We start from the raw sequence: 26,233 nt of genomic DNA, 5'->3' as shown, positions 1-26,233 counted from the left end.
TGCAGCCGGCGTAGGTGTCGATCGGCTTGGCCGAGCGCAGGTAGTCGATCGAGAAGTCCACACCCCGGGGTGCCTGGCCCGTGTAGGGGTCGACTTCAGCAATGGCCGCCAGATGCAGCACCGCCGCAGTTTCGGCGAACCCGGCCAATACGCCGCCGTGCAAGGCTGGCAACATCGGATTGCCGATCAGATCGGGGCGGAACGGCAGCTTGAACAGCGGCGAGTTGTTGCTGCGCGGCATGCAGCGCACACCCAGGAAATCCACATACGGCGAGCGCCCGGTGGGCAGTGCAGGGGTGTCGCCTTCGCGGGGGGGCGACCATGTCGAGGCGGCAGACGTCTTGTCGGCGCCGGGCTCGCGTGCTCCCTTGGCCGTGGCGCGCATGAAGGCCGCGTGCACGGTCGCCACGGGTTCATCGTGCCCGGCCTGATGCAGATCGCCGCGCACGAAGGCCACGCTGCGCGACAGCCGGTGGCACTCGGCCCGGCAGATCAGCTCGTGGCCCGCCGGGGCGGGGCGCAGGTAGTCCATGCGCAGGTCGAGCGTGGCGAAAGGCTCCGGTGCGTCGAGCGCCATCGCCACGGCGGAGCCGCAGGCCGAGTCGGCCAGCACGCTCAGACAACCCGGGTGGATCAGATGGTGTTGCGTGTCGCCCGTCCAATCGGGGCGCGGGGGCAGCACCAGCGTGGCCATGGCTGGTTGGTAGCCGCGCATCTCCATGCCCGAGGCGTTGACGAAGGGGATGATGGAGTGAAAGCGCTGAATCCAGTGATCAGTGGGGGCCTGCTTGGTGTCAGTCATGGTGGATGCGATACCCAAGGGGGAAGATGAGCAGCAGCGGATATTGTGCGGCGTCTTGAGCCGCGCGGGGGCTCATGCCGTTGGCGAACGGCCCCGATGGGCTCGCTGCCGCCAAGTCAGTACCAGTTGGCCGCTGAGCCACACCACGAAGAAGGCGAAGACCACGTCGCTCAAGAAGTGCCCGCCCTGGGCCATGCGACCCAAACCGATGACCGATCCGGCCACCAAGCCTGCGGCAAACCAGCGGCGGCGTCGGGCGGGTGGGGCGGTCAAGCCCAATGCCAGCAAGAAGTAGCCGTTGGCCGCGTGGCTGCTGACGAATGAGTGATGGCTGGTGCACGGCGCGCAGTAGCGGAACGGGGCACGGTAGGGCTGGTCACCACCAAAGCTCTGAACTTGCACCGGGCGCGGGCGTTGCCAATAGGGCTTGAGGCCGACTTCAACGATCAGGCCTGGCCCCAGCAAGGCTGCGCTCAGTGCCACCACGGCCATGCGGCGGGTGGCAGGGCGAACGGCGGCGGGGTTGAGTCGTCCTCGCAGCGCGATGCCGGCTAGCACGACGACCAGTGCCCGGCCGATCCAGGGCGTCCAGTCGTACATCCAGAGCACCACCGGATGCTGCGCCCAGGTGAAACCAGCGCCCGGTGTGTAGAACCATTGCGAGACGCGCAGGTCCGTGTCGGGCTCGGCCACGAACCACGCGATGCATGCCAGTAGCGTCAGGGCGGTGAGGCGATCGTGCAGCGTCCAGGCCGGCGCTACCGTGGTGTTGTGCTCAGGGTTTGGCATAGCCCATGAAGCCCGACAGCAAATAGGCATGCAGCTCGATATAGCGACCAGGGTCCACTTCGACGCGGGCCTGGGCCACGGCGGCGTGGTGCTCGAAGCGCGCCAGGATCGGCGCGGCGGTGGTGTCGGTTTGCGTCAGCAGCAACCATTGGCCGCCTGCTTTCGCTTGCAGACGGGTAGTCAACTCGTAATGGTCTTCCATGCCGCCGCGCGGGTTCCAGGCCACGGGGTGCACGTCGAGATCGCGCCACTGGTAGGCCGACTGCGCCAGCAGCACGCGGTCTTCTGCGAGCACGGTCGGCATCGGCTGCCCTGGGTGGCTCAACGCTGGCACGCCTTGGCGCACTTGCTCAAAGGCGCGATCCCAGCCACGCATGCGGGCGAAGGCGTCCAGCTTGGCCGGCAGGGGGCGGCTGGTCAGATGGGCGAGGTCGCTGGCGTGGGTGACGAGGCCCACCAGCACCAGGTTGCTGATGAGCACCCAGTTGACGGCACGTTGCCGACGTTGTCCGGATGCCTGGTGCAGCGCCAACGCCATGAGCACCACGCTGCCGACATGAGCGGGCGCTGCCCAATTGAGATGGGCATGCGCCTTGTAGGCCTGGGCCACGGCCAGCATCAGCAGGGGCAGCGTGAGTACCAGCAGGTAGAGGCGGGTGCCAGGCGGCGTGCCGGCGACATCTTGCGCGGGATGCTGGCGGCCGACGTGGCGCAGACCACGCCAAGCCCACCAGGCGCCAAGGGGTCCGAGCAGCAAGGTCTGGCCGAGCAGAAATTCGACGGCCTCGCGCACACCGCCGGCCCGGTGGGCGCGGGTGGTGATGTCAGCGGTGTGCTTGAGCGTCGGGAAGTCGTGCGCGGCGTTCCAGGCCAGATTGGGGGCCAGCCAGGCGAGGGCGATGACCACGCTGACCCACGGCCCGATGCGCCGCAGGCCGCGTCGCGGGCCCGGCACCCACCACAACGCCAGCAGCGCGCTCGCGCCAAAGGCCGCCATCGTGTACTTGGACAGCAAACCGAGCCCGCAGGCTACGCCCAGCGCGATCCACCAGCCAAGGCGGTCGGTGGTCTGGGCCTGCCACAACGTGAACGCGGCGGCGCTCCAGAACAACAGCAGCGGCGCGTCGGTGCTGGTGAACAAGCTGAGGATGCCGGTGAGCGGCAGACACAGGAACAGCACTGCCGCCGTGGTGCCGGCGCGGGGGTGGAGCGCGCGGGCCAGCAGCCCGACGAACAGCGCCGTCAGGGGGTAGAGCAAGGTCGAGCTGAGCTTGATGGCCAGCATGCTGTCGCCGCCCAGGTGGATGGTGACCCAGATGAGCGCGGCGATCATCGGCGGCTTGGAGTAGTAGCCCCAGGCCAATTGACGAGACCAGTCCCAATACTGCGCCTCGTCGTAGAACACGGTGAAGCCGATGTGGTTGATCAGCCAGGCGCGGTAGAGCGTGAGCACAAGCGCCAGCGCGGCCACCACGCGCCACGAGTCCAGCAGATTGCGCTGTGCCGGTTGATTGAACGGCTGGCTCATGGTGCCTCGCGCTTGACGAGCAGCACACCACGCTCGGAAAACAGCGTCGTGCAATCCGGACAAGACTTGCGCGCCAGGCGGTCTGCGCGCGTCAGGGCCAACTGACCGGGCATGGGGTCGGCCAGGGGGGTCTCGGCTTCACGGTAGACGCTGAAGCTCGGTTGGTGCAGCAGCCATTGAACAGCCGGCTCCGGGCGAGTGCGAGCAAATTCAGCCGCGTGCTTGATCGGGCCTTGCAAGACCTCGCCCAACCAAGGCGTGAAGCAACCCACCACCAGCAGCGCCGACAAGGCGCCACCCAAGGCCGCCGCGGGCATGAACTGCCGCCAGCGCAGCAGCACCATCAGCCAGACCACAAAGGCCAGCCCGGCGAGGATCGGCCACAGCTGAGGGGCCGCAGCGGCCGCACCCAGCGCCAGCTCGCGGTAGAACGGGTCGGCGATGCGCCCACCTTGCGCGAGCGACTGCATCAGCTGCGGCGCCCAGGGCAGACTCAGCAACAACGCGGCGATCAGCAGCAGAACCAGCCCGCGCGAGATGCGCAGCAAGGTGCCCGCGTAGCGATCAGCCGCCACGCTGGCCAACCCGATGAAGACCGGCGAGCTGCCATACAGCACGTAATGCGGCAGCTTGGTGCCCGAGAGCGAGAAGAAGGCCAGCACGAACACGGCCCAGATCCACAAGAATCGGCCCAGCGGCTGTGCCCAGTGGGTGCGGACGCGCGCCAGCAGTGCAGGCAGCAAGCCCGACCACGGCAGCCAGAGCACCGGGCCGAGCACGAAGTAGTAGAACGGACTGCCCTTGTGCCCTTCGAGCGACGAGGTGTAGCGCGACACGTTGTGCTTGAGTAGGAAGCCGTTGACGAAGTCCATGCCATGACGGTGCAGCGCGTAGGCGTACCAGGGCGCCGCGATGGCAATCAGCAGCGCCCAGCCGGGCAGGTCGAGCGCGGCGCGGCGCAGCTTGGGCCATTGGCCGCTACTCAGGCAGTACAGCGCCCCCACTGAGCCCGGGATCAGCACGGCCACCGGGCCTTTGGTCAGGATGCCGAGCGCGACCCACACATAAGTGCGGCGCAAGGCCGGCAGACCGCCGCCTTCGGCGCCGCGTTCGAGATAGCGCCACAGGTCGAGCATCGACAGGCACATCAAGGTGTTCAGCAGGCTATCGGCCGTGGCTGATCGACCAATGGCCAGCACACCCAGGCTGGTCGCCAGGACGAGGCCGGCCATGCGACCGGCGCGGGCACCGAGACGAGCCCGCGCGAATCCCCAGACCGAAAAAGCCCAGACGGCCGCGCACAGGGCGGAAGGCAGGCGGAACGCCACTTCGCTCACGCCCAGCGCCGACACGCTCACGGCCTGCAGCCAGTAGACCAGGATGGGCTTGTCGAAACGCGGCACGCCATTGAGCGTGGTGAAGCCCCAGTCGTGGTGGGCGATCATCTCGCGCGTGGCTTCGCTGAAAGCGCCTTCATCCACATCGAACAGCGGCGCGCCGCCCAGCCGCAAGAACAGCGCGGCGACCACGGCCAGGGCGAACAGCGCGTCGGCCCAGCCCAGGCGGCGCGGCGTGGGATTCGCGAGATTCATGTCTTGCACGCCAGACCCGTGATCAGCCTTTGTGATGCCAGGCTTCGTTGGCCGCAATGTGCTCGGTTTCGGCCGTGTGATACGACGCTGCCGGGTCCACCGACTTGGGTGCGTAGTAGATACGGATCAACAGTTCGGCCAGCACGCCAGTGGTCAGGAACTGCAGCCCGCCCAGCACGAACAGAAAGCCCAACCAGAGCAACGGGCGGCCGCCAATGCTGTGCCCCATGATCTTTTCGCCCAGCAGGTAGGTGAGGATCAGACTGCCGACCGAGCCCAGCGCCAGACCCAGGCCGCCGAAGAAGTGCCCTGGGCGCGAGGCATAGCGCAAGAAGAAGTGCATCGCCAGCAGATCGACGATCACCCGGAAGGTGCGCGAGATGCCGTACTTCGAGGCACCAGCCACGCGGGCGTGGTGGCGCACGGGTTCTTCGGCCATGCGGGCCGGCGAGGTGACAGTGGCCATCCAGCCCGGAATGAAGCGGTGCATTTCGCCGTACAGACGGATGCGCTTGAGCACTTCGGCACGGTAGGCCTTGAGGCTGCAGCCCAGGTCTTGGAACGGCAGCTCGGTGATGCGGCGGATCAGGCGGTTGGCGATGCGCGACGGGATCTTGCGCAGGAACATGCCGTCCTGCCGGTCCTTGCGCCAGCCGGCGACGAGATCGAGATCGTCGCGCAGCAGGCGGTCGACCAGCTTGGGAATGTCGCGTGGGTCGTTCTGCAGATCGCCGTCGAGCGTCACGATCACGTCGCCACGGGCGGCATCGATGCCGGCCTGCATGGCCGCCGTCTGGCGGAAGTTGCGCCACAACGGGATGACGCGGATATGCGGGCCGATGCGCTTGGCGGCCTTTTGCAGCGCGGGCACCGTGCCGTCGAGGCTGCCGTCGTCCACCACCACGAGCTCCCACTCGCAGGGGTAGTTGGCCAGCGCGTTCTGCACGGCATCGACCATGGCTTCGGCGTTCTCGACCTCGTTGTACATCGGCACCACAACCGACAGTCGGTGCGGCGGTATGCTGGTGGGCATGGTGTAGTTGTCGAGGTCGGAGGTGGTAGCCATAGGTCTATCGTGCAATGTTGAATGCTTGGGGAGTCGGTTCATGGCCGACTGTGGCGCGGCGCGAACCTTCGATTGTCTCAGCGACTGGCCTCGTCGGGCGGCGGAGCCAGATTCAGCTGCCCCGGACGCAAGCCGGCGGCCATGCCGCTCAGGGTGGACACCGCCAGCATGGTGACGTGCCAGCACAGCGCGGCCAGGGCGGCGGCCTGGGGCGCGACCGCATGCGAGCCGCCCAGCCAGGCCATGCCCGCCGCCACACCGGCTTCGTAGGTACCGAACCCGGCAGGGCCCTGCACCGGCAGGATCACCACCAGCTCGCCGCCCAGGGCGCCCGCCCAGGCAACGGCGAACGAACTGCCGCAGGCGGCCGAGATGAGCACCGCGCCGGCGGCCAGCTTCACCAGCCAGTTGCCCAGCGTGTAGACCCATGACAGCGGATGGTGGTGCGTGGGGTCTTCAAGCGCCAGGCGCAGCCGGGCGGCAAATTGAACCCAGCGACGCGGGTCGTCCTCGGCTCGTGCGGGCAGCAGTCGGCCGAAGATCCAATGCGCCACGGGGCGCATCAGCAGCGCGCCAGCCAACCACAGGGCGACCAGGCCAAGCCGGTGCGTCAGCGTGAAGCCAGGCCAGGCCAGCACGCCCAGCAAGGCAAGCACGGCGACGTCCTGAATACGCATCCACAGCCATGCGGCCACCGAATGGGCGGTGGTCAGGCCGAGCTCGCGCGCCGCGAACCACGGAAAGCTCAGCTCGCCGCCGCGAAACGGCAGCAGGTTGAGCGCGGCGTTGTACATCAGCATGACGCGCCACACGCCCTTGCCAGCGATCAGCCGGCGCGGCGCGGGCGCCATCACCACCTGCATGCGCGAGGCGCGCAAGGCGTAGCTCAGCAGCAGGCCCGCCAGGGTTTGCGCCCACACCATCGGGTCGATGCGAGTCAGGGTTTCGGGCAAGGCGGCGAGCGGCAACTTGTGCAGCAGCCAGCCCAGCAGGCCCAACCCCAGGGCCCAGCCAATGGTCTGTTTGATGAGGCGGGAGGCGCGCTTCATGCCGCGGGCGCTCCTCGTTGCGCCCACAGGCGGTGAGCACGCCACAGCGCGCCGGCAGCGCAGGCCAGCCCCAGCGCCCATTGCAGCGGCACGGCTTGCGGGTAGCCGGTCTGCTGCGTGCACATCGCCAACCCCGCGCCGAACCAGGTCAGGGTCAGCACCCAACGGCCGGGCCGCGAGGCGCACCAGCGTGTCAAGCCACTGGTGGCGGCCAGGGCCACGCTCATGCCGCCGAAGACCCAACCCAGCGCGCTGCCCACCAGTACGTCGAGCGGCCAGTGCGCGCCTACCGCGATGCGCGACAGAGCAATCAGCGTCGCCGCCACCAGCACGGGCACCAGCAGCAGTCGGCGCAGCGACCACGGGTTGGGCGACAGCAGCATCACCGCGGCGAAGGCAAACGCGCTGGCCGAGTGGCCGGACGGCATCGACCGGGTGCGCAGCACGCTGCCGATCACGTGCAGTTCACTGAGCGACAGCACCGCAGGCGGGCGCGGGGCATCGATGGCGTGCTTGACCAGATGAACCAGCAGCCCGCCAATCAGCAGGCACAACAGATAGGCCGCCATCCAGCCGGGTTGCCGCTCGGCCCAGATGCCGAACACCAGAAACATGCTCAGCCCCAGCCCCATCACGGTGATGCCCGACCACCAGGCGCTCGCCAGGGGGGCAACCGGCTGCCCGGGCGCTTGGGCATTCAGCAGGTGGTTGAGCCCCAGCATCAGGGGCTGGTTCAGATTGTGAGACTCCACCCAGGCCAGCGCCCCCAGCAGGCACGCCAGCACGGCCAGCAGCAGTGCCGTCGATGCGGAAACGAATGGTGATGGTGCGGGTTGGGGCGCTGAGGACATGAGGGCGCGGTCAGGCAAGCCGGAGCACGGATGGGGCGGCTCCAATCCGGAGCCGTCACCGGCAAAAAGGCAACCTGAAATGGTAAACGATAAGGCCGTGCGAAGGTCTGCACCAGGCTTGCGCCGAAGTCGGGCGCACGATCGCCTTCGCTGGTGCCTGGCCGGGCTGTGGAAGCGGTCACAATCGCGCCTGCATATTTTTTTGAATCCGGAGCCCAGACATGACTCAAGAATTCGTCACCTGCGACCTGTGTGATGCACGCAAGAACGACACCGACGGCCGCTTTCGCGTGCTGCCGCCGGTGTTTCGTGACTTCGGCAAGCGCGTCAAGTTCGCCGGCCCGGTCAGCACGGTGAAATGCTTCGAGGACAACTCCCTTGTCAAGGCTGCCGTTGATTCGCCGGGCAACGGCCGCGTGCTGGTGGTCGATGGCGGTGCTTCGCTGCGCCGCGCGCTGGTGGGCGGCAACCTGGGCAAGGCCGCAGCCAAGAATGGCTGGGCTGGCGTGGTGGTCGATGGCTGCGTGCGCGACGTGGCCGAGCTCGCCGATTGCGACGTCGGCATCCGGGCGCTGGCGTCAATGCCGCTGCCGACTGAAAAGCGCAATGAAGGCCAGCGCGACGTGGCCGTGCAGATTCAGGGCGTGTGGGTGCGGCCGGGCGATTGGCTCTACGCCGATGAAGATGGCATCGTCGTCATGGACGAGCCCGCCGCATGAGCCCTGCGGGCGTGAACGCGCCGATCTTGCGGGCCCAGGGCCTGCACAAGCGATTCACCGAGGGGCCGCTCGACGTGGCGGTGCTGCAAGGCGTTGACCTGGCCGTGGATCGCGGGGAGGCGCTGGCCATCGTGGGCGCCTCGGGCTCGGGCAAGAGCACGCTGCTGCACCTGTTGGGCGGGCTGGAAGCGCCCAGCTCCGGCTCGGTCGAGCTCATGGGGCGCAAGCTGGCCGATTTCGGCGCGGCCGAGCTGGGCGCCTGGCGCAACCAGCATCTGGGTTTCATCTACCAGTTTCACCACTTGCTGCCCGAGTTCAGCGCGCTCGACAACGTCGCCATGCCGCTGCTGATTCGGCGCCAGCCCATCGACGCGGCCCACGAGCAGGCGCGCAAGATGCTCGAAGCCGTGGGCTTGGGCGCGCGCACGGCGCACCGGCCGGCCGAGCTGTCGGGCGGCGAGCGCCAGCGGGTGGCGGTGGCGCGGGCCCTGGTGACGCAGCCGGCCTGCGTGCTGGCCGACGAGCCCACCGGCAACCTCGACCGCCACACGGCCGACAACGTGTTCGCCTTGATGCTCGACCTGGCCCGGGCACAGGGCACCGCCTTCGTGATGGTGACGCACGACGAAACCCTGGCGATGCGCTGCCACCGGCAACTGCATCTGGTGCTGGGCCAGCTGGCCTGACGGCGCAAGCCGCACCCCGGAGCTGCCGATGTCGATAAGCTGGATCGACACCCACTGCCACCTCGACGCCCCCGAGTTCGATGCCGACCGAGACGCCGTGCTGACACGGGCTCGGCAAGCGGGCGTCGCGCAGCTGGTGTTGCCGGCGGTGCTGGCGCCGCACTTCGGCGCGGTGCGATCGCTGGCGCATCAGCACGGCCTGGCCTATGCGGTGGGCGTGCATCCGCTGTACGTCGATCAATCGCCCGACGATGCGCTGCAAGCCGTGCAACAGGCGCTGGCCGAGGGGCGCGACGACCCGCATCTGGTGGCCGTGGGCGAGATCGGGCTCGATTTCTTCGTGCCCGGGCTCGACCCGGTGCGGCAAGAGCGCTTCTATCTGGCGCAACTCAGCTTGGCCCAGACGGCCGGCCTGCCGGTGATCCTGCACGTGCGGCGCAGCGCCGATGCCTTGCTCAAGGCGCTGCGGCGGGTGCCCGTGGTGGGGGGCATCGCGCATGCTTTCAATGGCAGCGAACAGCAGGCGCAAGCCTTTCTCGATCTCGGCTTCAAGCTGGGGTTCGGCGGGGCGCTCACCTTCGACCGCGCCTTGCAGATCCGTCGCCTGGCGGCCACGTTGCCGCTCGACGCCATCGTGCTCGAAACCGATGCGCCGGACATCCCGCCGCACTGGCTCTACAAGACGGCCGAGCAGCGCGCCGCGGGCGAGCGCAGCCGCAACGAGCCGGCCGAGCTGCCCCGCATCGCGGCGGAGCTGGCCGCCTTGCGCGGCATCAGCGTCGAAGAACTGGCGCGCGCCACCGCAGCCAACGCGCGGGCCGCATTGCCGCGTCTGGCCGCCTTGCCGGCTACGCCATGAGCACGGACTTGCGCGTGCCCGATCCGGCCGGGCGGCTCCAGGGGCTGCCGCCGGTACTGGCGCCGCACACCCGGCTCATCGTGCTGGGCAGCTTCCCGAGCGTCGCATCGCTGGCGGCGGGGCAGTACTACGCCCACCCGCGCAACCAGTTCTGGCCGATCCTGTCGGCGTTGTGGGGGGTCGATCTGCGCGCCCAGCCCTATGCCGAGCGGCTGGACGAGGTGCGCCGTCGCGGCCTGGGCATCTGGGACGTCTACGCCGCCTGCAAGCGCGAGGGCAGTCTCGACAGCGCCATCGAATCCCCCGAGCTCAATGACCTCGCCAGCCTGCGCGAGCGGGCCTCGCAGTTGGTGGCAGTTGCCCACAACGGCGGCGAATCGGCGCGAGCCATGCGGCACACTCGGGCCTTGGGCGTGCCGGTGCTGCGTTTGCCATCGACCAGCCCCGCCAACGCGTCGTGGAGTTTCGAGCGCAAGCTCGCCGCCTGGCGCGACGTTTTTGAACGCTGCGGCATCGCCTAGTGCGGCCGCTCCAATGAAGTCAGCATGAGCAGCAAAGGCAGCACATCCACCAAGAAGAAGCCCGCCACCGAGCCGGCGTGGGAAGACGCGACCATTTCGGAAGAGGGCGGCGTGCGCTATCTGCATCTGGGCACACCCTGGGTGCAAGGCGCCATGCGGGTGCGCAAGCCGCATGAGATCGAGCTCGAATACGTGCAGCGCATGATGGTCTGGCTGCTGTGGCGCCCGCTGGCCGGGTGGCGCAACGCGCATGCGGTGCAGTTGGGGCTCGGCGCGGGCGCCATCACGCGGTTCTGTCACAAGAAGCTGCGCACGCGCACCACGGTGGTCGAGCTCAACCCCACCGTGATCGGCGTGTGCCGGGCCTGGTTTCACCTGCCCTTCGACGACGAGCGCCTGACCGTGCTCAACCAGGATGCCGCCACCTACGTTGACGAGCCGGCCCACTTCGGCAGCGTCGATGCCTTGTGCGTCGATCTGTACGACCACGACGCCGCCTCGCCGGTGCTCGACGACGACGCGTTCTACGCCGGCTGCTACCGCCTGCTGGCGGACGATGGCGTGATGACCGTCAACCTGTTCGGCCGCAACGCCAGCTTCGACAACAGCGCGGCGCGCATTGCCAAGGTGTTCGGCGAGCGGGTGGCGCAGCTCAAGGCCACGAAAGAGGGCAACACCATCGTCGTGGCCTGGAAAGGTAAAGAACTTCCGGAGCGTGACGTGTTGACGGCACGCGCCGATACCATCGAGCGAGAGCTGGGCCTGCCGGCCCGTAAATGGGTCAAATTGCTGGGTTCTCTGCAGATCTGACTCCGCCGCGCCAGCGGACACTCGTGCCACCTTCGTCTTCGACAAGCTGAACCGTTCTTACATGACCGCCCACGCCAAGCCGATCAAACGCCCCGCGCTGCCCTCGGGCAAGCTCGACATGTCCTACCTGCTGGCCTGGATGGGCGAAGACGGCCTGGTCGATGCCGCCGAGTTGGCGCGCCTGAAACAGCGCTACTCGGCCGGCGCCAGCGCGCAGCACCCCCTGATCCGGCTGGCCATGGCGGGCCTGACCGACGCCCGCAACGGCGGGGCTCTCGATATCGAAATACTCACCAAATGGCTGGCCGAGCGCTGCCAGTTGCCGTATCTGCGCATCGACCCGCTGAAGGTGGACGTGGCCCGCGTGGCCGACGTGATGTCGATCAACTACGCCGAGCGCCGCCGCGCCTTGCCGGTGCTGGTGGGCAGCCACGAGATCACCGTGGCGACCAGCGAGCCGCTCGACCGCAGCTGGGTACCCGAGATCGAGGCGCACACCCGCAAGACCATCAAGCTGGTGGTGTCCAGCCCTGAAGAGCTGCAGCGCTTCACGACCGAGTTCTACTCGCTCTCGCGTTCGGTGCGGGCCGCGCAAAAGAGCGGTGAATCAACCGGCTTGGCGAGTTTCGAGCAGTTGGTGGAGCTGGGCAAGACCAAGGGGCCGCTCGACGCCAACGACCAGGGCGTGGTGCAGGTGGTCGATTGGCTGTGGCAATACGCCTTCGATCAGCGCGCATCCGACATCCACCTCGAACCGCGCCGCGACATGGGCGCCATCCGCTTTCGCATCGACGGCGTGATGCACACCGTCTACCAGCTGCCGCTGACCGTGATGGCCGCGATGACTTCGCGCGTCAAGCTGCTGGGCCGCATGGACGTGGTCGAGCGTCGTCGCCCGCAAGACGGCCGCATCAAGACGCGCAACCCCAAGGGCGTCGAGGTGGAAATGCGCTTGTCCACCATTCCGACCGCCTTCGGCGAAAAGATGGTGATGCGGATCTTCGACCCGGGCAATGCGGTCAAGTCGATGGACGCATTGGGCTTTGCGCCCCACGATGCGCAGCGCTGGGAGCAGCTCGTCACGCAGCCGCACGGCATCGTCCTGGTGACCGGCCCCACCGGCTCGGGCAAGACCACCACGCTCTACGCCACGCTCAAGCGCCTGGCGACCGACGAGGTGAACGTCTGCACGGTCGAAGACCCGATCGAAATGATCGAGCCGGCCTTCAACCAGACCCAAGTGCAGCCGGCCATCGACCTGAACTTCGCCGAAGGCCTGCGCGCCCTGATGCGGCAGGACCCGGACATCATCATGGTCGGTGAAATCCGCGACCTGGAAACCGCCGAGATGGCGATTCAGGCCTCGCTGACCGGGCACCTGGTGTTCTCGACGCTGCACACCAACGACTCGCTTTCGGCCATCACCCGGCTCACCGATATCGGCGTGCCCAACTACCTGATCGGCGCCACGGTGATCGGGGTGCTGGCCCAGCGCCTGGTGCGTACGCTGTGCCCGAGCTGCAAGGTGCCGGACGACGCACTCAAGATCGAGCAAGTGGCCGAGATCATCAAGCCGTGGCGCCTGACCGGCGGCTTCCAGCCCTACAAGCCAGTGGGCTGCCTCGAATGCCGCATGACCGGCTTCCGGGGGCGGGTGGGCCTGTATGAGCTGCTCAATGTGAACGAGGCCGTGCAGTCGTGCTTCCAGCCGTCGCTCGATGCGCCGCGCCTGCGTCGTCAGGCCGTGCAAGACGGGCTGCGCCCGCTGCGCCTGAGCGGAGTCATGAAAGTGGCCGAAGGCTTGACCACGGTGGACGAGGTGCTGCGCTCCACCCCGCGGTGGGAGACGTGAGCGCCGCGGCGGCGGCACCCTCGCGCCGTGCGGCCGGATTTGCCTTCGCGCTGGCCGGGGCCGTGGCCTTTTCGGGCAAGGCGATCGTGGCCAAGCTGCTGTACCGGCAGGGCATCGATGCGGTCACCGCCGTGGGCTTGCGCATGGCACTGGCCTGGCCGTTCTTCTTGCTGATGGCGTGGTGGTCGGGGCGTGGCAAGCCGGCCTTGACGACGCACGATTGGCTGCGCGTGGCGGTGCTCGGCGTGACGGGCTATTACCTCGCCAGCATGCTCGACTTTGCCGGGCTGCAATACATCAGCGCCAGCCTGGAGCGCCTGATCCTCTACGTCTACCCGACGGTCGTGCTGCTGATCGGCATGGTGCGCGGCCGCAAGACGGGCACGGGGCGCATCCATCGCATGCAATGGCTGGCGCTGGGCGTGAGCTATGCCGGGGTGTTGCTGGCGTTCGGCAGCGAGGCGTCGTCGTCACTGCAAGTTCGTGGGGCGCAGGTGCCGCTGGGCGGCGCGCTGGTGCTCGGCAGCGCCATTTCGTATGCGGTGTACCTGGTGCTTAGCGGCGAAACCGTGGCGCGCTTCGGCTCGCTGCGCCTCACCGGCCTGGCCAGCAGCCTGGCTTGCGGGTTGTGCGTGGCGCAGTACCTGCTGCTGCGTCCGGTTTCAGACTTGGCCCACCTGCCGCCAGCGGTGTGGCAGTGGTCGGTGGTCAACGCCACGCTGTGCACCTTGCTGCCGATGTGGATGGTGATGCGCGCCATGGAGCTCATCGGCTCCGGGCCCACGGCACAGATCAGCATGGTGGGGCCGATGTCGACCCTGGCGCTGGCCGTGGTGGTGCTCCACGAGCCGTTCACCGCCACCATGCTCGCGGGCACCTTGCTGGTGCTGGCGGGCGTGGCCTTGCTGGCCCGCTCGCGAACCGCGCTCAGCGCATCGCGTCCAGCGTCTTGAGGACGCAATCTAGCTGCTTCAAGAGCGGTGCCGGGGCGGCTTGATCGCCGCGCAAGATGGCCTGGATGAAGCCGGCCGTGGTGTCGGCGGCGTAGCCGTCGGGCAACTCGGGCAGGGTGGCGAGCACGCCTTCTTGCGGAGCGACCGACAGATCGTCGCGCTGCTGGCCGGCCAGGAACACATCGAGCTTCGGCTGGCGGCGCGGGTCGGCCACCGGCTCGCCTTCGGTGCCACGCAGCAACAGGCCATCGACCCCGGCGTGCTGCAAATACTCGGCGTTGCCCTTGCCGTATTCGGGGTGGGTGTAACTCACCACACGCAGGCTGCGGCCGCCCACGCAGGGCGACATCAGCTTCACCACGGTGTGCCCGGGCCCGCGCAGGCCGATCGTCCAGCGTACATCGAGCAGGGCGCTCATGGCGGGGCACAGCACGTCGATCGGCATGAAGGCCGGTCGCTGGGCGGACCAGGCTTGTTGCGCATCGGCCGCGCTGGCGGCGAGCGGCCAGTCGAGCGCCTCGAAAACCTGGGCCGTGGTGACGCGGCCGGGGTCGGTGCGCGGGCCGTGCACCAGCACCGGCACGCCTTCGCGGGCCAGCAGCGCGGCCAGCAATGCGGTGAAGTTGGGCAGCTTGCGGGCGCCGTTGTGCGAGGGCAGCACCACGGCCGGGCGAGCCTGCTTGGCGAGGTCGATGGGCAGACAACGTTCTTCGCTAGCCCGCACGAAGCCCAGCAGCTCGTCGTTGGTTTCGCCCTTGACGCGCATGGCCAGCAAGAAGGCCCCGATCTGCAAGTCGTTGGCCGATTTGTCGAGCACGGCGCCGAACAGCTCGTGCGCCTGATCGGCGCTGAGCGAACGGGCGCCATCCTTGCCGCGGCCGATGAGCTTGATGTAGCTGCTGATCGGTGTACGGGCGTCGTGGGGCGGGGCGTTGGCGGTGTCCATGGGCAAGGGGGCGGGATGAGACGATCAAGCCGCGATTGTCGTCGCCAAGAAAACCCGAGTCAGCGACCCGACAAAGCCCGTCGCAGTTTGTCCTTGTCGAGTTCGCGCTCCCATTTCGACACCACGACGCTGGCCACGCCATTGCCGATGAAGTTGGTCAATGCGCGGGCTTCGGACATGAACCGGTCGATGCCCAGGATCAGCGCCAGCCCCGCCACCGGAATGGACGGCACCACGGCCAGCGTGGCCGCCAGGGTGATGAAGCCCGCGCCGGTGACACCCGAGGCGCCCTTCGACGTGAGCATCGCCACGCCCAGGATGGTGAGCTCTTGCGTGGGGGTGAGGTCGATGTTCAGCGCCTGCGCCACGAACAGCGTCGCCATGGTCAGGTAGATGTTGGTGCCGTCCAGGTTGAACGAGTAGCCCGAGGGCACCACCAACCCCACCACCGACTTCGAGCAGCCCATGGCCTCGAGCTTGCCCATCAGCGGCACCAGGGCCGACTCCGACGACGAGGTGCCGAGCACGGTCAGCAGCTCGTCCTTGATGTAGGCGATGAAGCGCAGGATGTTGAAGCCCGTGAGCGCCGCGATGGTGCCCAGCACGACGAGCACGAACAGCGCGCACGTCAGGTAGAAGCTGCCCATCAGCGAGGCCAGCGGCTTGAGCGCGGCCAGGCCGTATTTGCCGATCGTGAAGGCCATCGCCCCGCCAGCCCCGATGGGCGCGAGCTTCATGATCGTGCCCATCATGGCGAAGAAGATGTGCGAGATGTCTTCGATGAACTGGTGCACCGGCTGGCCCATCTTGCCCATGTGCATCATCGCGTAGCCGAACAGCACGGCGAGCAGCAGCACCTGCAGCAGATCGCCCGAACCCGTGAAGGCATCGGTGAAGGTCTTGGGGATGATGTGCAGCACGAAGTCGACCGTGCTCTGCTCGGATGCCGCCTTGGCGTAGGTGGCCACGGCCTTGGTGTCCAGCGTCTTGGGGTCGACGTTGAACCCTTGCCCCGGCTTGAGGATGTGCACCACCAGCAGCCCCACGCCCAGCGCGAAGGTGGACACCACCTCGAAGTACAACAGCGCCTTGCCGCCCACGCGACCGACCTTTTTCATGTCGCCCGCGCCGGCAATGCCCAGCACCACGGTGCAGAAGATCACCGGGCTGATGAGCATCTTCACCAGTGCGATGAAGCCGTCGCCCAGGGGTTTGAGGCTGGCGCCCGTCTTGGGCGCGAAGAACCCGATCAGGCCGCCGATCAGGATGCCGATCAAGACCCAGAAATACAGGTGACTGGTGAGTCGCTTCATGGTGATTGCCTATCGTTGTCGTTGCGGTAGCCAAGTTCGGCGCCAGGCAGGCCGGCGCGTGACCGCAACTTTACGCTTGGCGGCTTTGCACGGTTGTCGCGCGATCAAGAGCCGCGCTTGCGCGACTCGGCGTCGAAGTAGTAGGTGACGCGCTTGCGAGGCGCCAGGTAGGCGTGCATCTCGTCGGTGAGCTGCTGCGGGCGCATGGTCTTGCTCACCACCACGTCGGGCTCTTTTTCAAGATCGACCAGCATGGCCTCGTCGCGGGGCACGTTGGGGTCGTAGACCAGCACGCTGGGTTTGAGCGGGCGGGTGCTGTTGACCGAGGTGACCATGCCGATGGTGCCGTTGGACAGCACCACGATCGTGCCGGGCGGGTAGATGCCCATGCAGCGCACGAAGGTCATGAGCGCGGCGTTGTCGTAGCGCACGCGCTGCTGGCCATACATGATCGACAGGGCCTCGTGAGGCGTGAAAGCCTTGGCGGGGTTGGCCGGGTTGCACAGGTCGTCGTAGTCGGACGCGATCGTCACGATCTTGGCCAGCAGCGAGATTTGAGGGCCCTTGAGCCGCTTGGGGTAGCCGCTGCCGTCAACCGCTTCATGGTGTTGCAGGATGACTTGCAGCGCCTCGGCCGACAAGCCGAGCTTTTTGCCGATCTCGACGCCGCTGGCCGAATGCTGCTGAAACACGCCTTGCTCGGCCTTGCTCAGCACCTCGCCCTTGCGCGTGACGCGCTCGGGCAAGTCGTGCGTGCCCACGTCATGAAAGATCGCGCCCAGGCCCAGCTGCTTGATGGCCGTGGCGGGCACCTTCAGCTCGCGCGCCAGCATCATCGACAGCAGCATCACATTGAGCGCGTGGTCGTAGACCTCTTCGCCGCCCACCTTGTCGGCCATCAGATGGATGGCGATATCGGCATCGACCAGCATCGAAGCGGCCATCGACTGCACGAGCGACTCGGCCTGCTGCTGGGCGGCGGCTGGCCGGGCGAACAGGTTCTTGGTGATCGACTTGACGGTGCGTGCGCTGTTGAGCAACGCGCCTTCGCAAGCCTTGATCTTGGCTCGCTGCGCGGTCAGCTGATCGAGTCGCTGGCGCTTGATGGCAAAGGCGGGGTCGTCCGGCGCGCGCGAGGAGGCGACCGTCGGCGGGGGCGATTCGGGGGCGGGCAAAGGAGAGCCGTCGCTCTTGCCGGGGGTGTAGCGGATCTGCTCCAGCCCCAGCGATTGCAGGGTGTGGATCTGATCCAGGCTCTTGATCTTGAAGCTCGAAAACGTGAACGGGTGATCCGTCCAGGGCAGATCCAGGTGCACGAACAGCCCGATGCACAGCTGGGCGGGCGTGACGTAGACGAATTGTTCAGACGCGGCGAGCTGATTCACAGAAGCACCCTAACGGATCTCTCTTCCATTTTCATATGGCTTGTATCGGCAAAGCCTCGCCCCGGTTGAGTCAACGCAGCTCGGTCTGTGCAGTATTTGGTTCGCCCGCTGCTCGCATGGATCGGGGGCGCCGGAGGCGGCCGCCCGGTCTAAGGCCTTTGCCGCGGTTGCCGATACAGGAGATGGATTCCTTCACCCGCGGCCGCCCACTCCACATGAGCAAAACCATATTTGTCGTTGACGACCCGCTGAGCATTCGCACGCTGGCGCGCATGGTGATCAAACCGTTTCCGCCATCGTCGCTGGTCGATGCCGTGGCGCGGCTGGGGTCGTTGAAGAGCTGAGCCATGCGTCGCATCCTTGCTTTCTTGATGCGCCCCGGCATGGCGCTGGCCGCACGGCTGTCGTCGCCGATGAAGGTCTTGTTGATCGCCTTGCTGATGCTGGTCGGCCCGGTGGTCGGGGCCATGCCTTATGTGTTCCAGCTGCATGCGAGCGCGGGTGTCTGGCTGGGCATGTGTGGCGCGGTTGGCGCGGTGAGTCTCTATCTGGTCTTGTCGATCAGTCTCAACACGCTGCATCGTGTTCAACAGACGTGCACGAGCCTGGAGTCGATGACGCAGGGCAAGCTCGATGTTGAAGTCCCGGTGCTCGGGCGTGACGAGCTCTCGCAACTGGCCGCGCACATCAATGCGATGACGGTCAGCCTGCGCGCCACGGTCGAGCGCATCGTGCAGTCGTCCACCCAGGTGGCGAGCGCGGGTGACGAGATGTCGATGGCGGCCCAGACGCTGGCGATTCGCACCGAAGACCAGAGCAACGTGATCCAGCAGACCACGCATGCCGTTCACGATGTGCTGGACGCCGTGCGCCAGACCGCCGACATGGCCACCAAGGTGGATGGCGTGAGCAACCGGCTGTGCGAGCAGGCCGACAGCAGCAAAGAGATCGTCGAAGGCGTGGTGAAGGCCATCGAGCGCATCAAGCACAGCACCCGTGAAATGACCGAGGCGCTGGGCATCATCGATGGCTTGACCTTCCAGACCAACATCCTCGCGCTCAATGCCGCGGTCGAGGCGGCGCGCGCCGGCGAGGCGGGGCGCGGCTTCGCGGTGGTGGCGGCCGAGGTGCGTGCCCTGGCCAAGCGCACGGCGGAGTCGGCCGCCGAGATCAAGAAGATCATCGAGCGATCGAACAGCGAGGTGGCCGTGGGCGTGCGCGAGGTGCAGTCGGTGAAGTCGGTGATCGACGTGGTCACCGAAGGATTTCGCGAGGTGTCGCAGCAGATGCGCGACGTGAGCGGCAACAACCTTGTGCAAAGCGCGGCGGTGGGGATGATCAGCCAGGGGCTGGATCAGCTTTCCGAGATCACCAAGGCCAACACCGAGCTGGTGGCCGAATCGGTCGGGTCGTCCGAGAACCTGCGTGGCAGCGCGCAGGAGCTCAAGGATCTGGTCGACAGCCTGACCGGCCGCGAGGTGGATGGCCGCCTCGGCGGCGCCGGGTTTGAAGACTTCGGCGCCGACGCCGAGCCCGGACGCGAGCCGGCTCATGCCACGTCGATCGACGGGGTCGAGTTCTTCTAGACGCCGGGCCGCTTCGTCAGGCCACGGCCTTGCTGCGCCGGATGATCTTTTTCAGCTCCGGGACGCACGAACCGCAGTTGGTGCCGCACTTGAGGCGGTCTTGCAGCTGCGTCAGGCGCATGTCTTCGGTGCCGCGACAGTCTGAGAGGATCTCGAGAATCTGCGGCTCGGCCACGTTGTAGCAGGTGCACACCTGTTTGCCGCGTGCCTTGAGCGCTGACGGCGCCTTGGCGCTGGGCGCCAACAGCATCCGGCCATAGACGTCGGCGGGCAGGTCGTCTTCGAGCAGGGTGCGTACCCAGCCTTCGGCGCGGGTGTCGCCGCCCAGCAAGAAGGCGTCGAGATGGCGCTGGCCGTTGCGCCGCACCAGCCGCATGGCGCGGCGTTGTCCGGCGCGTTTGTCCTGGTAGCGCAGCACCTCGACCCCTTGCAAGCCGAGGAGGCTCTCGATGCGGCCCACGATTTCGTCCGATGCCGGTTCGTGGGCGGCGGCGCGAAACAGCACGCCAACGCGAGCGGGGGCGCCAGACTCGTCGGGCGCATCGGGCTCGCGACCGAAGGGCACGCAGGTGGCAAACGCGAAGGCGCGCATCAGCGGCTTGAGGGCTTCGCGCGCGTGGTGCGCCTGATCGGCAGGCAGCCAGGCCATGGCGGTGAGGCGCCAAGGCAGCTCGGCCTTGAGCACCTTGATGGCAGTGTGCTTGAACTCGGGTTGTTTCGAGATGGGGCAGCGCTCGGGCGTGGTGAGCGCGTTGACGCCGGTGACGCGTGCGCCGGTTGCGGTGTGGCCCGACAGCGCTTCTTCGCCCCAGTGCATGGCCATGAAGGCCTGCATCGGCGCCATGCCATCGCTGGCCTGCGCGGGCAAGATGAGCGAGCCGCGCCGCGAGGTGGCGTGCACGAGATCGCCGCACTTCAAGCCCAGGCGTTGCATGTCTTGCCGATTGAGCTCGATCACCGGCTCGGGCACGTGGCCGAACAGGCGGCCCAGCGTGCCGGTGCGGCTCATGCCGTGCCATTGATCGCGCAAGCGGCCGGTGGTCAGCGCGAAGGGGTAGCGGGCATCGCTCGGCTCGGCCACGGGGTGGTAGGCCACGGCGGCAAAACGGGCGCGGCCGTCGGCGGTCGGGAAGACGCCATCACCGTATAAGCGTTGCTGGCCGGCGCGCTCGCCCTCGCGCAGCGGCCATTGCTGCGGGCCTTGGGCTTCGAGCATGGCGTAGCTCAGGCCGGTGATGTCGAGATCGCGCCCGCGGGTGGATTCGCGGTGCTCGTTCCAGATGCTCTCGGCGTCGTCGTAGGGGAAGAGCGTGCTCAGCCCCGGCGCATGGTCGCGCAGCCGCTCGGGCATGCGGGCTTCGAGGCGGCGGGCGAAGTCGACCACGATGGCCCAGTCGTGGCGTGCCTGGCCAGGCGCCTCGACGGCCGGGCGCACGCGGCTGATGCGGCGTTCGCTGTTGGTGACGCTGCCGTCCTTCTCGCCCCAGGTGGTGGCGGGCAGCAGCAGATCGGCGTATTCGCAGGTGGTGGTGGTGCCAAAGGCTTCTTGCACGATGACCAGCTCGGCGCGCTCCAGCGCCTTGCGCACCGTGGCCTGGTCGGGCATCGACTGGGCGGGGTTGGTGCAGGCGATCCAGAGCGCCTTGATCTCGCCGCGCGCGGCGGCTTCGAACATCTCGACCGCGGTGGCGCCGGGCTGGGCGGGCACGTCTTGCACGCCCCACAGCCGGGCCACTTCGGCACGGTGCTCGGGGTTGGCCAGGTCGCGGTGGGCCGACAGCAGGTTGGCCATGCCGCCCACTTCGCGTCCGCCCATGGCATTGGGCTGGCCGGTGAGCGAGAACGGCCCCGCGCCCGGCTTGCCGATCTGCGCGGTGGCGAGGTGCAGGTTGATGAGCGCAGCGTTCTTGTCGGTGCCGCTGCTGCTCTGGTTCAGGCCCTGGCAATACAGCGACAAGGTGGCCTTGGAATCACCAAACCATTTGGCCGCTTGCACGAGCTGCTCTTCGCTGATGCCGCAGATGCGCGCGGCCTCTTTGGGCGAGAAGTCGCGCACCACGTCGCGTAGCGCGGCAAAGCCGTTGGTGTGCTCGGCGATGAAGCTGTTGTCGGTGAAGCCCTCCCACATCAGCACGTGCAGCATGCCGTGGAACAAGGCGACGTCGGTGCCCGGCAGGATGGGCAGATAGAGATCGGCCACCTCGGCGGTTTCGGTCTTGCGCGGGTCGGCCACGATCACGCGCATGCCGGGTCGGGCGCGGCGCGCGTCTTCGAGTCGGCGGAACAGGATCGGGTGCGCGTAGGCCATGTTCGAGCCCACGATGAACACCGTATCCGCGTGGTTCAAGTCGTCGTAGCAAGCCGGCGGCGCGTCGGCACCCAGCGTGGTCTTGTAGCCGGCGACGGCGCTCGACATGCACAGCCGCGAGTTGGTGTCGATGTGGTTGGTGCCGATCAAGCCCTTGGCGAGCTTGTTGAAGACGTAGTAGTCCTCGGTCAACAGTTGACCCGAGATGTAGAAGCCCACCGCGTCCGGCCCGTGCTCGCGCACGATCTGCGCGATGCGGCGGCTGGCGTCGTCGAGCGCGTCATTCCAGCTGACGGGCTGGAGTGCGCCACCCCGTTGCGCGCGGCGCTGGGGCTGCAACAGCCGAGTCTGCTGGGCGATGGCGGCCGTGGCCGTCAGGTGCAGCGTGCTGCCCTTGGTGCAGAGCCGGCCGAAGTTGGCGGGGTGGTCGGGGTCGCCCGTGACGTTGACGATCCGCGCGCCGTCGGACTCGATGACGACGCCACAGCCGACGCCGCAATAGCAACAGGTCGAACGTGTGAGCTTCTTCATGGGCTGGCGTGGCGTCAGTGGCTGCAGACGCAGGCGCCTCCGCAGCCGGAGTCAACCGGGTCGATTGCCAGCGAGGTCAGTTCTTGGTTGTCGAGATAGACGGTGCCGTTGTCCACCTTCACGCTGAAGGCCGGCGTGGCGCCTTCGTCGGGGGCATGGGCGCGGCCCGTGTCGAGCGCGATGTTCCAGCCATGCAGCGGGCAGGTGACGGCCGTGCCGTGCACCAGCCCTTGCGACAACTGACCGGCCTTGTGCGGGCAGCGATCGAGCAGGGCAAAGACGCGGTCGTCAGCCGTGCGAAACAACGCCACCTGGGGGCCGGCGGCACGTTGCACGCGCCGGGCACCGAGCGTGGGGATGTCGGAGACTTGGCAGATGGCTTTCCATTCACTCATAGCAGGGCCTCAGGTTAAGTAGATGTGATCTAGCAAGATGCCGGCCAGGGTGATGGGGAGGTCGGCCGGCACTCAAAAATGAAATTACGCTGCCTTGCTTTTGGCGTACAGCCCGGTGATGCGTTCCATCTGGCTGAGGATGTTTTCGCTCGCGACGAAGACTTCTGCCGCATGCCGCGCTGATTGCACATCATTGGTGCGATGGGTCAGCGCGTTGTCCAGAATCACCCATTGCTGCGAGGCGATATCCAGCTCTGCACGAATGGCGACGGTTGATTCGCTGGCGCTGCGCAAGGTTTGCAAGGCAGCAGAAAACTCGCCACGCGCCTTCGAGATCTCGGCTTGTGCCATGCCGCCATCGACGCCCCAGGCCGACGCCAGGTAAAACTTGGCGGCGCGCTGCGAGAGCATGCGCTGGCGTCCAGCAAGATTGATGACCTTGCCCAAAGGCTTGCCAGCCAAGCGTTCGATTTGTGTCGTGGCCTGCTGCGCGCTCTGCAACACATTGTCTTCAAGCGACAAAAGTGCGGCAGCACGACCACGGTCGGGGGGCTGCTGGGTCAGCGCCGTTTTAAGGTCTTTCCAGTGCCCATCCAATTGCGACAGCGTTGCCGTGATCGAGCTGTCAAAAGCTGTGTTGGCAAGTTCGGAGAGCTGCTTGTCGAACATGCTGACAGACTGCGCGAGCGCGCGCTCGGCCTTCGATGGCTCGATCTCTTGTCCCCAGGCTAGCCAAGCCTTGAGCATGCGCTGCGAGAGCATGCGCTGACGACCGGCGATGTTGATCGCTTCGTTGAGGTCTGGCGGGCTGGCCAGGCTGCGGCCGGGAACAATCGGCCAGGCGAGCGCGATGCATGCGCTCGTTGAGAGATGCATAAAGTGACGGCGGTTCATGGTGCGGAGCGTAAAGAGCAGCGCGCACGGCAGCTTGTGTACGCAAGATCAGCCGGGTGGGCGCTGGCAACTGAAAACCCCGGAAGCGATCAGCCGACGGGCCTGCAGGCGCTTGACCTGCAGGCATCCGCGTCGCCCCGGGTTCTTGCTCCTGCAGATCAGGCGGTCAAAGGCGTGAACTGCCGGGTATCGACGCCGGCCTTGTCGAACTCGAACCAAGGGTCGGGCTCGCCTTCGAGCGAATATTGCAACTTCGCCCACAGCGCCTTGCGGCCATCGTGATCGTCAAGAATTTTCTTCTTGACGTAGTCCAGACCCACGCGGCTGACGTAGTGACAAGTCCGTTCGAGATACCAGCCTTCTTCGCGGTAGAGCTGCAGGAACGCGCCACTGTATTCAAGGACTTCGTCGGTGGACTTGACCTTGGTGAAGAAGTGCGCCACCTCGGTCTTGATGCCGCCGTTGCCCGCGACATAAATCTCCCAACCCGAGTCCACGCCGATCACGCCCACGTCCTTGATGCCGGCCTCGGCGCAGTTGCGCGGGCAGCCCGAGACCGCGAGCTTGACCTTGTGCGGTGCATACATGCGCCACAGCGCCCGCTCGAGGTCTTTGCCCATTTGCGTGCTGTCTTGCGTGCCAAAGCGGCACCATTCGCTGCCCACGCACGTCTTCACGGTGCGCAAGCTCTTGCCATAGGCGTGGCCGCACGGCATGCCGATGTCCTTCCAGACGCCGATGAGGTCTTCTTTTTTCACGCCCAGCAAGTCGATGCGCTGACCGCCCGTCACCTTGACCGTCGGGATCTTGTACTTGTCGACCACATCGGCAATGCGGCGCAGCTCGCTGGCGGTGGTTTCGCCGCCCCACATGCGAGGCACCACCGAGTAAGTGCCGTCCTTCTGGATGTTGGCGTGGCTGCGCTCGTTGATGAGGCGGCTTTGCGGATCGTCCTTGGCCTCCTTGGGCCAGGTGCTGGTGAGGTAGTAGTTGATGGCCGGACGGCAGCTCGAACAGCCGTTGGGCGTGCGCCAATCGAGCGCGCGATACACGCCGTCGATCGTCAGCAGCTTGCTGCCGTCGGGCAACGGGCGGCGGATCGCGTTGCGCACTTCTTCGTGGCTGTAATCGGTGCAGCCGCACATGGCCTTTTTCTTCGGCGCGGTCGAGTAATCGCCCACCGTCAGCATCAGGATCTGCTCGACCAACCCGGTGCACGAGCCGCACGACGCGCTGGCCTTGGTGTGCTTGCGCACGTCTTCGATCGTGAACAGGCCCTTTTCCTTGATCGCCTTGCAAATCGTGCCCTTGGTGACGCCGTTGCAGCCGCACACCTCGGCATCGTCGGGCATGCTCGCGGCCTTGTTCTGGCCTTGGTGGCCGGCGTCGCCCAGGTGGTTCTCGCCGAACATGAGCTTGTCGCGCAGATCGGTCACCGGGCGGCCTTCGCGCAGCAGCCCGAAATACCACGCGCCGTCCGACGTGTCGCCATACAGGCAGGCGCCGACGAGCTTGTCGCCCTTGAGCACGAGCTTTTTGTAGACGCCGCCAAACGGGTCGGACAACACGATCTCTTCGGTGTCCTTGCCGCCCATGAACTCGCCCGCCGAGAACAGGTCGATGCCCGTTACCTTGAGCTTGGTCGACACCTGCGAGCCCACGTAGCGCCCGATGCCGAACTCGGCCAGGTGGTTGGCGCACACCTTGCCCTGCTCGAACAGCGGCGCCACCAGGCCGTAGGCGATGCCGCGGTGCGCGGCACATTCGCCCACGGCGTAGACGCGCGCGTCGGTGGTCGTCTGCATCGTGTCGTTGACGACGATGCCGCGGTTGCAATGAATGCCGATCTTCTCGGCCAACTCGGTGTTGGGGCGAATGCCGGCGGCCATCACCACCAGCTCGGCGGGCACCTCGGTGCCGTCTTTGAACCTCACCGCCTTGACGCGGCCATCGCCGTCGCCCACGAGCTCTTGCGTCTGCGCGCCGATCAAGAATTTGAGGCCGCGCTCTTCGAGCGACTTTTGCAGCATCTTGCCGGCCACGTCGTCGAGCTGGCGCTCCATCAGCCACGGCGCGATGTGCACCACGCTCACGTCCATGCCGCGCAGCATCAGGCCGTTGGCCGCTTCAAGGCCCAGCAGGCCGCCGCCAATCACCACCGCATGCTTGTGGTGCTTGGCAGACTCGATCATCGTGTTGGTGTCGGCGATGTCGCGGTAGCCGATCACGCCTTGCAGATCCTTGCCCGGCACCGGCAGGATGAAGGGGTTCGAGCCCGTGGCCAGCAGCAAGCGGTCGTACTCGGCCTCGGTGCCGTCTTCGGCCTTCACGACGCGGCGACGGCGATCGACGCTCACCACCTTCTTGCCCAGGTGCAGCGTGATGTGGTTGTCGGCGTACCAGCTCAAGGGGTTGAGGATGATCTCGTCGATCGTCTGCTCGCCGGCGAGCACCGGCGAGAGCATGATCCGGTTGTAGTTGGGGTGCGGCTCGGCGCCGAACACCGTGATGTCGTACAGATCGGGGGCGAGCTTGATCAGCTCTTCGAGGGTGCGAACCCCGGCCATCCCGTTACCCACCATCACCAGCTTCATTTTCTTCATGCTTGGTCTCAGTCACGTTCGTCGATTGCGATGCCGACTACTACTGCAAGCCTGATGCCAGCTCGATGGACGCCATCGCATTCATCGGGATAGCCCTTGGTGCACCAATTGCGGGCGTGCTTCTTGCTGCCGTCTCACGGGCCGGAGTTTGGGGGTGGCGTGACATGCACCAAGATGGTTGAAAAGGTGATGACC

At 66.8% G+C, this 26,233-nt stretch carries 23 protein-coding genes; 9 read left to right on the top strand and 14 right to left on the bottom strand.

The genetic code is table 11. The features are described 5' to 3' along the window. The 7 genes from ACE3SS_RS06985 to ACE3SS_RS06955 form a co-directional block, all read right to left on the bottom strand. Window positions 1-802 (bottom strand): PaaI family thioesterase (locus tag ACE3SS_RS06985; RefSeq protein ID WP_374592446.1); only part of this gene is annotated, 802 nt, incomplete at its 3' end. A 72-nt stretch (window positions 803-874) separates the two neighbouring features. Then, the gene (locus ACE3SS_RS06980) at window positions 875-1,591 is read right to left on the bottom strand and encodes a phosphatase PAP2 family protein (protein ID WP_374592445.1); all 717 of its coding nucleotides are present in this window, start codon (window positions 1,589-1,591) and stop codon (window positions 875-877) included. Then, window positions 1,578-3,119: an ArnT family glycosyltransferase gene (locus ACE3SS_RS06975; protein ID WP_374592444.1), complete on the bottom strand. Its 1,542-nt coding sequence runs from the start codon at window positions 3,117-3,119 to the stop codon at window positions 1,578-1,580. The genes ACE3SS_RS06980 and ACE3SS_RS06975 overlap by 14 nt, the downstream gene beginning before the upstream one ends. After that, a complete protein-coding gene (locus ACE3SS_RS06970; RefSeq protein ID WP_374592443.1) occupies window positions 3,116-4,711 on the bottom strand; it encodes an ArnT family glycosyltransferase in 1,596 nt (531 codons plus the stop codon). Before ACE3SS_RS06970 ends, ACE3SS_RS06975 begins: the two co-directional genes overlap by 4 nt. 22 nt (window positions 4,712-4,733) lie before the next feature. After that, the gene (locus ACE3SS_RS06965; protein ID WP_374592442.1) at window positions 4,734-5,777 is read right to left on the bottom strand and encodes a glycosyltransferase family 2 protein; all 1,044 of its coding nucleotides are present in this window, start codon (window positions 5,775-5,777) and stop codon (window positions 4,734-4,736) included. 77 nt (window positions 5,778-5,854) lie between these two features. Then, complete coding sequence (locus ACE3SS_RS06960; protein ID WP_374592441.1) at window positions 5,855-6,826, bottom strand: lysylphosphatidylglycerol synthase transmembrane domain-containing protein; 972 nt, start codon at window positions 6,824-6,826, stop codon at window positions 5,855-5,857. Beyond that, window positions 6,823-7,677 carry a phosphatase PAP2 family protein gene (locus ACE3SS_RS06955; RefSeq protein ID WP_374592440.1) on the bottom strand — a complete coding sequence of 285 codons (855 nt, stop codon included), beginning with the start codon at window positions 7,675-7,677 and terminating at the stop codon, window positions 6,823-6,825. Before ACE3SS_RS06955 ends, ACE3SS_RS06960 begins: the two co-directional genes overlap by 4 nt. A gap of 221 nt (window positions 7,678-7,898) precedes the next feature. Between ACE3SS_RS06955 and rraA the strand changes: the two genes are divergently transcribed. From rraA to ACE3SS_RS06920, 7 genes are all read left to right on the top strand, one after another. Further along, complete coding sequence (gene rraA / locus ACE3SS_RS06950) at window positions 7,899-8,396, top strand: ribonuclease E activity regulator RraA (protein ID WP_374592439.1); 498 nt, start codon at window positions 7,899-7,901, stop codon at window positions 8,394-8,396. After that, a complete protein-coding gene (gene lolD / locus ACE3SS_RS06945) occupies window positions 8,393-9,082 on the top strand; it encodes a lipoprotein-releasing ABC transporter ATP-binding protein LolD (protein ID WP_374592438.1) in 690 nt (229 codons plus the stop codon). Before rraA ends, lolD begins: the two co-directional genes overlap by 4 nt. Window positions 9,083-9,110: 28 nt before the next feature. Then, the gene (locus ACE3SS_RS06940; protein ID WP_374592437.1) at window positions 9,111-9,941 is read left to right on the top strand and encodes a TatD family hydrolase; all 831 of its coding nucleotides are present in this window, start codon (window positions 9,111-9,113) and stop codon (window positions 9,939-9,941) included. Further along, complete coding sequence (locus ACE3SS_RS06935) at window positions 9,938-10,462, top strand: DNA-deoxyinosine glycosylase (RefSeq protein ID WP_374592436.1); 525 nt, start codon at window positions 9,938-9,940, stop codon at window positions 10,460-10,462. Before ACE3SS_RS06940 ends, ACE3SS_RS06935 begins: the two co-directional genes overlap by 4 nt. Window positions 10,463-10,486: 24 nt before the next feature. After that, window positions 10,487-11,272, top strand: a complete 786-nt coding sequence (locus ACE3SS_RS06930) for a spermidine synthase (RefSeq protein ID WP_374592435.1) — start codon at window positions 10,487-10,489, stop codon at window positions 11,270-11,272. Window positions 11,273-11,333: 61 nt separating this feature from the next. Continuing rightward, window positions 11,334-13,124, top strand: a complete 1,791-nt coding sequence (locus tag ACE3SS_RS06925) for a GspE/PulE family protein (protein WP_374592434.1) — start codon at window positions 11,334-11,336, stop codon at window positions 13,122-13,124. Next, on the top strand, window positions 13,121-14,077 hold the full coding sequence (locus ACE3SS_RS06920; protein WP_374592433.1) for a DMT family transporter: 957 nt from the start codon (window positions 13,121-13,123) through the stop codon (window positions 14,075-14,077). Before ACE3SS_RS06925 ends, ACE3SS_RS06920 begins: the two co-directional genes overlap by 4 nt. On the opposite strand, the gene ybiB is transcribed toward ACE3SS_RS06920, so the two are convergent. The 3 genes from ybiB to ACE3SS_RS06905 form a co-directional block, all read right to left on the bottom strand. Continuing rightward, window positions 14,052-15,023, bottom strand: a complete 972-nt coding sequence (gene ybiB, locus ACE3SS_RS06915; protein ID WP_374592432.1) for a DNA-binding protein YbiB — start codon at window positions 15,021-15,023, stop codon at window positions 14,052-14,054. The two genes, ACE3SS_RS06920 and ybiB, sit on opposite strands and share 26 nt — an antisense overlap. Window positions 15,024-15,082: 59 nt before the next feature. Beyond that, window positions 15,083-16,336 (bottom strand): dicarboxylate/amino acid:cation symporter, encoded by a 1,254-nt coding sequence (locus ACE3SS_RS06910; RefSeq protein ID WP_374592431.1) that lies wholly within the window; start codon window positions 16,334-16,336, stop codon window positions 15,083-15,085. 104 nt (window positions 16,337-16,440) lie between these two features. Beyond that, entirely contained in the window at window positions 16,441-17,721 is a 1,281-nt protein-coding gene (locus ACE3SS_RS06905; RefSeq protein WP_374592430.1) for an HD-GYP domain-containing protein, read from the bottom strand. Window positions 17,722-17,936: 215 nt separating this feature from the next. On the opposite strand from ACE3SS_RS06905, the gene ACE3SS_RS06900 reads away from it, so the two are divergent. Together ACE3SS_RS06900 and ACE3SS_RS06895 are read left to right on the top strand one after the other, a co-directional pair. Further along, window positions 17,937-18,065: a hypothetical protein gene (locus ACE3SS_RS06900; RefSeq protein WP_374592429.1), complete on the top strand. Its 129-nt coding sequence runs from the start codon at window positions 17,937-17,939 to the stop codon at window positions 18,063-18,065. A gap of 3 nt (window positions 18,066-18,068) precedes the next feature. Beyond that, entirely contained in the window at window positions 18,069-19,307 is a 1,239-nt protein-coding gene (locus tag ACE3SS_RS06895) for a methyl-accepting chemotaxis protein (RefSeq protein ID WP_374592428.1), read from the top strand. 16 nt (window positions 19,308-19,323) lie between these two features. Here the strand turns inward: ACE3SS_RS06895 and ACE3SS_RS06890 are convergent, their stop codons facing one another. The 4 genes from ACE3SS_RS06890 to nirB all read right to left on the bottom strand — a co-directional run bounded on the left by ACE3SS_RS06890 (window position 19,324) and on the right by nirB (window position 26,038). Continuing rightward, window positions 19,324-22,146: a molybdopterin-dependent oxidoreductase gene (locus ACE3SS_RS06890; protein ID WP_374592427.1), complete on the bottom strand. Its 2,823-nt coding sequence runs from the start codon at window positions 22,144-22,146 to the stop codon at window positions 19,324-19,326. Between the two features lie 14 nt (window positions 22,147-22,160). Continuing rightward, window positions 22,161-22,541 carry a nitrite reductase small subunit NirD gene (nirD, locus tag ACE3SS_RS06885; RefSeq protein ID WP_374592426.1) on the bottom strand — a complete coding sequence of 127 codons (381 nt, stop codon included), beginning with the start codon at window positions 22,539-22,541 and terminating at the stop codon, window positions 22,161-22,163. Window positions 22,542-22,625: 84 nt separating this feature from the next. Then, entirely contained in the window at window positions 22,626-23,435 is an 810-nt protein-coding gene (locus tag ACE3SS_RS06880) for a type IV pili methyl-accepting chemotaxis transducer N-terminal domain-containing protein (protein WP_374592425.1), read from the bottom strand. A gap of 158 nt (window positions 23,436-23,593) precedes the next feature. Continuing rightward, on the bottom strand, window positions 23,594-26,038 hold the full coding sequence (gene nirB / locus ACE3SS_RS06875) for a nitrite reductase large subunit NirB (RefSeq protein ID WP_374592424.1): 2,445 nt from the start codon (window positions 26,036-26,038) through the stop codon (window positions 23,594-23,596). Window positions 26,039-26,233 lie beyond the last annotated feature (195 nt).

This window comes from Aquabacterium sp. (assembly GCF_041915145.1).
In the GTDB taxonomy this organism is placed as follows: domain Bacteria; phylum Pseudomonadota; class Gammaproteobacteria; order Burkholderiales; family Burkholderiaceae_C; genus Aquabacterium.
This window is presented reverse-complemented; position numbering and strand designations above follow the sequence as displayed.